Source organism: Methylocucumis oryzae (assembly GCF_000963695.1).
GTDB classification, from domain to species: domain Bacteria; phylum Pseudomonadota; class Gammaproteobacteria; order Methylococcales; family Methylomonadaceae; genus Methylovulum; species Methylovulum oryzae.
Window position 1 is genome coordinate 1 of record NZ_LAJX01000286.1, and the last position, 3,118, is coordinate 3,118.

Annotated in this window: 5 protein-coding genes and 1 pseudogene; all 6 read right to left on the bottom strand. The window is 41.8% G+C overall.

What is annotated here, in order from left to right; genetic code table 11:
• Positions 1-166: 166 nt before the first annotated feature.
• Positions 167-488, bottom strand: a pseudogene (locus tag VZ94_RS27350) (recombinase family protein).
• Positions 489-845: 357 nt separating this feature from the next.
• The gene (locus tag VZ94_RS26225) at positions 846-986 is read right to left on the bottom strand and encodes a hypothetical protein (RefSeq protein WP_157844990.1); all 141 of its coding nucleotides are present in this window, start codon (positions 984-986) and stop codon (positions 846-848) included.
• Positions 987-1,564: 578 nt separating this feature from the next.
• Positions 1,565-2,128 (bottom strand): recombinase family protein, encoded by a 564-nt coding sequence (locus VZ94_RS20225; RefSeq protein WP_045780615.1) that lies wholly within the window; start codon positions 2,126-2,128, stop codon positions 1,565-1,567.
• Positions 2,129-2,143: 15 nt separating this feature from the next.
• Positions 2,144-2,482 carry a BrnA antitoxin family protein gene (locus tag VZ94_RS20230; protein WP_082081864.1) on the bottom strand — a complete coding sequence of 113 codons (339 nt, stop codon included), beginning with the start codon at positions 2,480-2,482 and terminating at the stop codon, positions 2,144-2,146.
• Entirely contained in the window at positions 2,448-2,744 is a 297-nt protein-coding gene (locus VZ94_RS20235; protein WP_045780616.1) for a BrnT family toxin, read from the bottom strand. The genes VZ94_RS20230 and VZ94_RS20235 overlap by 35 nt, the downstream gene beginning before the upstream one ends.
• Positions 2,745-2,927: 183 nt before the next feature.
• Positions 2,928-3,118 (bottom strand): hypothetical protein (locus tag VZ94_RS27360; RefSeq protein ID WP_045780617.1); only part of this gene is annotated, 191 nt, incomplete at its 5' end.

Below are 3,118 nucleotides of genomic sequence, written 5' to 3' on the forward strand. Positions count from 1 at the left end.
TAATACCCAGTTTCTTTGCAAAGCTCGGAAATAAAGGTTTTCTTTTTAACCTATTGCCGATTGAGCGAATCTTACTTAAGCTTTAGTTAAAGCGAATTTTGCACCGCCTTTTCTGCCTCTTGCCCTGGCTGCCGTTCAAGCCGCTTTTGTTCGCTCACTAATCAATTCACATTTTTGCTAAGGCAGCAAAAATTCCGAAAATTAACTTTCCACTGGATGTAGCGGTATCGATATTAGTCCCTTGTCCGGCTATTACTTTAAAACCGACACCATTTTCGGATAAATTATCAACAGGAGTCACCAAATAACTTAGATTCCGGCCCAATCGGTCGAGTTTCCAAACAATCAAAACATCAGTCATTCTTACCTGAGGCATAATCAGTATAAATATGCTCACAGGTGACACCATGCTCTATGAGTGCGTCTATTTGTGGCTCAAGAACTTGAGTGCCATCCGATTTTGAGACCCTTGCATAGCCAATTAACATAGTTTTACCCGTTTCATAAACGACCGTTTGTGTAATTCATATGTTAACAAGGTTCACAGTGGATTTATCAGTATGGCTATTATTGCCCATCCCCCGAAAATGTAAAATCAACGTTATCTAGCCAACTTGAATGGCCAATTAGCTAATAGCCAAATTACATTGCATTTCGCATTATTGGCTATAGGGATTATAGTTAGCCAATTTAAGTACACCTAATTTGGCTACCAATTCAATGAAAGTAGCACGTATTTGGCAATTTTGAATTTAACCAGTCAACGTCAAAAGTCGATATCTTGATAGCCAACTATTTTAATAGGTATATTAGAGCAATATCAAAAAGCCGATTTTAGGCTGATTCTACATTTTCGGGGGATGGGCAATAATAGCCAACACGGGGACTTGAAGAGCGCCATCCATGGCACTGGATTCCGACAATCCCTGCCGGAATGACGGGTATGTAAAACTATGGCTTTCTGATTGGTCGCGGTTTAACATCATAAAATTAAAAATAATTAAATATCAATTTGTTATGAAATAAAGGGTAAGGGAAGGTCTTGAAATTAAGGCCGAATTGCAAAATTCAAGATCTGACCCAATGCTTATTCCCAATAAAAATGCCCTGATTGCCTGGGCCGCGCTCACACGTAAAGTTAGCTATAAAGTGGCGGTCTAAATCAGCGTTAAGCGCCTCTGGGATTCCTTTCATGGCACGAATAATCGTCATTCTAGTATTTTCACGCCATTTTTATAAATAGCCTATAACTAAACAACCACCAGCTTTAGTCGGGGGACGGTAAGGATTGCTTCGTAAATGAGTAACAGGGCATTGCCAGAAAAGCAAAATCGAGGCTTTGAACCTTGTTTTGATTTTTACAATGAGTTTTCTTGTGGTTTTTGTGCATCAAATCGGCTTATTTTTAACTGTAAGATAAACGCTCGTTTTTCTTGCGATTGGTATTTAAAAACAGTGATACCAAGGGTTACAAGGCGACTTTACTCATTTACGAAGCAATCCTTACGGTTGGCCACAAAGGCTGCTTTTGAAGTAAATGTTAGCTTTCGTCCTCGTATTGTCTCTAACACTGATTCACATCTTGCTGTTTAATGCCTCTATAAAGCGTTCGCCGTGACACCCCCAGAGATTTTGCAACAATGTCATGATGTTCCCCTTGTTCTATAAGCTTTTTGGCGTGTTCCACCTGTTGCGTGGTTAGTTTCACCTTTCGCCCCATCTTCACCCCACGAGCAACCGCCGCAGCTCTGCCCGCCTTGGTGCGTTCCTGAATCAATGAGCGTTCCAGCTCCGCCAATATACCAACCATTTGCCACATTGCCCGACCTGTTGGCGTTGCTGTGTCTATGGCTTCCGTTAGCGACTGGAAAGCCACTTCTTGCGCTTTGAGTTCATCTAGTAACCCTATCAGGTCACCCAGCGAGAGCCCCAATCTATCAAGCTTCCAAACTATCAACGTATCACCGGCCGCTAGAGTCTTTAAGCATCTTGCCAGTTCCGACCGCTTGGTATTCGCTCCGCTGGCCTTGTCGGTAAATATCCGCTCACACCCTGCCGCTTTAAGTGCATCAATTTGTAAGTCTGGGTTTTGTTCGTCCGTTGATACCCTTGCATATCCGATTTTCATAAGTCATGGCTTTCATTATTCAATGTGGTGATGTGTAGCAAGCCATTCTCTAAGCGCCTCATTCATGCGTGTTTGCCAGCCCGCACCTTCCGAACGGAAAGAGGCAAGTATATCTTTGTCAAATCGTATAGCTACCTGTTCTTTATTGCCGCTTCCCGCAGGTCTTCCCGAACGGCGTTTGCTTACTTCCTCTTGCAGAAGCAAGGTAGCGTCTGGTGAGTCTTCGTCTTCTTCTGGCTCAATGCCATCTAGTACATTCTGACGCAACAATGCCCAATTAGTCTTTGATTCGCCTTGTTCTCTTGACTTACGCATTTGTTCAGTTGTCATTGTAGTCATTTTCGAGCCATTCATAATAAACCTCTCTTTCACTGTATTTTGCTGGACGGAAGCTAATAATATGTGGGGTTGCATTCGGGATATGCACCACGGTTAACACCGTCAATACCTCAAACACATAAGCAAATGATTGTTGCCTTTTTTCACCGTTGCGTATGGTTTCTATGTCCAGTCGGTAGGGGCTTTCAATAACGTAATCCGCATCCTTAAAATCCAGTCCGTGTTTTTCCAGATTGCATTGTCGTTTTACTTCATGCCATGTGTATTTTTTATCCATAAAAATAAATGTAGATGCGTTAATTATTCTTGTCAATCGTTTTCTTGATTAACCCTTGCATAGCTGATTTTCATAAGTTGTTTTGTCCCTGATTTATGACACAAATAAGTTTATGATTTAGCAAGGTTTTAGTTTTGTGTCAAATATCGTTTATTTCTGTGTTGACACTTGCAACACAATTGATTAATACTGAAAATTCATTTGCCAATGCGTATCAAGGCTTGTCGACGCCATCGAAAATAGCTGCGCCTGACGTGTTGTAATCCGACCATGTTCCGGATCGACCGTCTCATTTTGAGCTATCATCAGCGATGCATTCTGAGCGACTTCCTGACATTGTGCCAATAAAATCGGCTGGTTTTCCTTAACTTGGA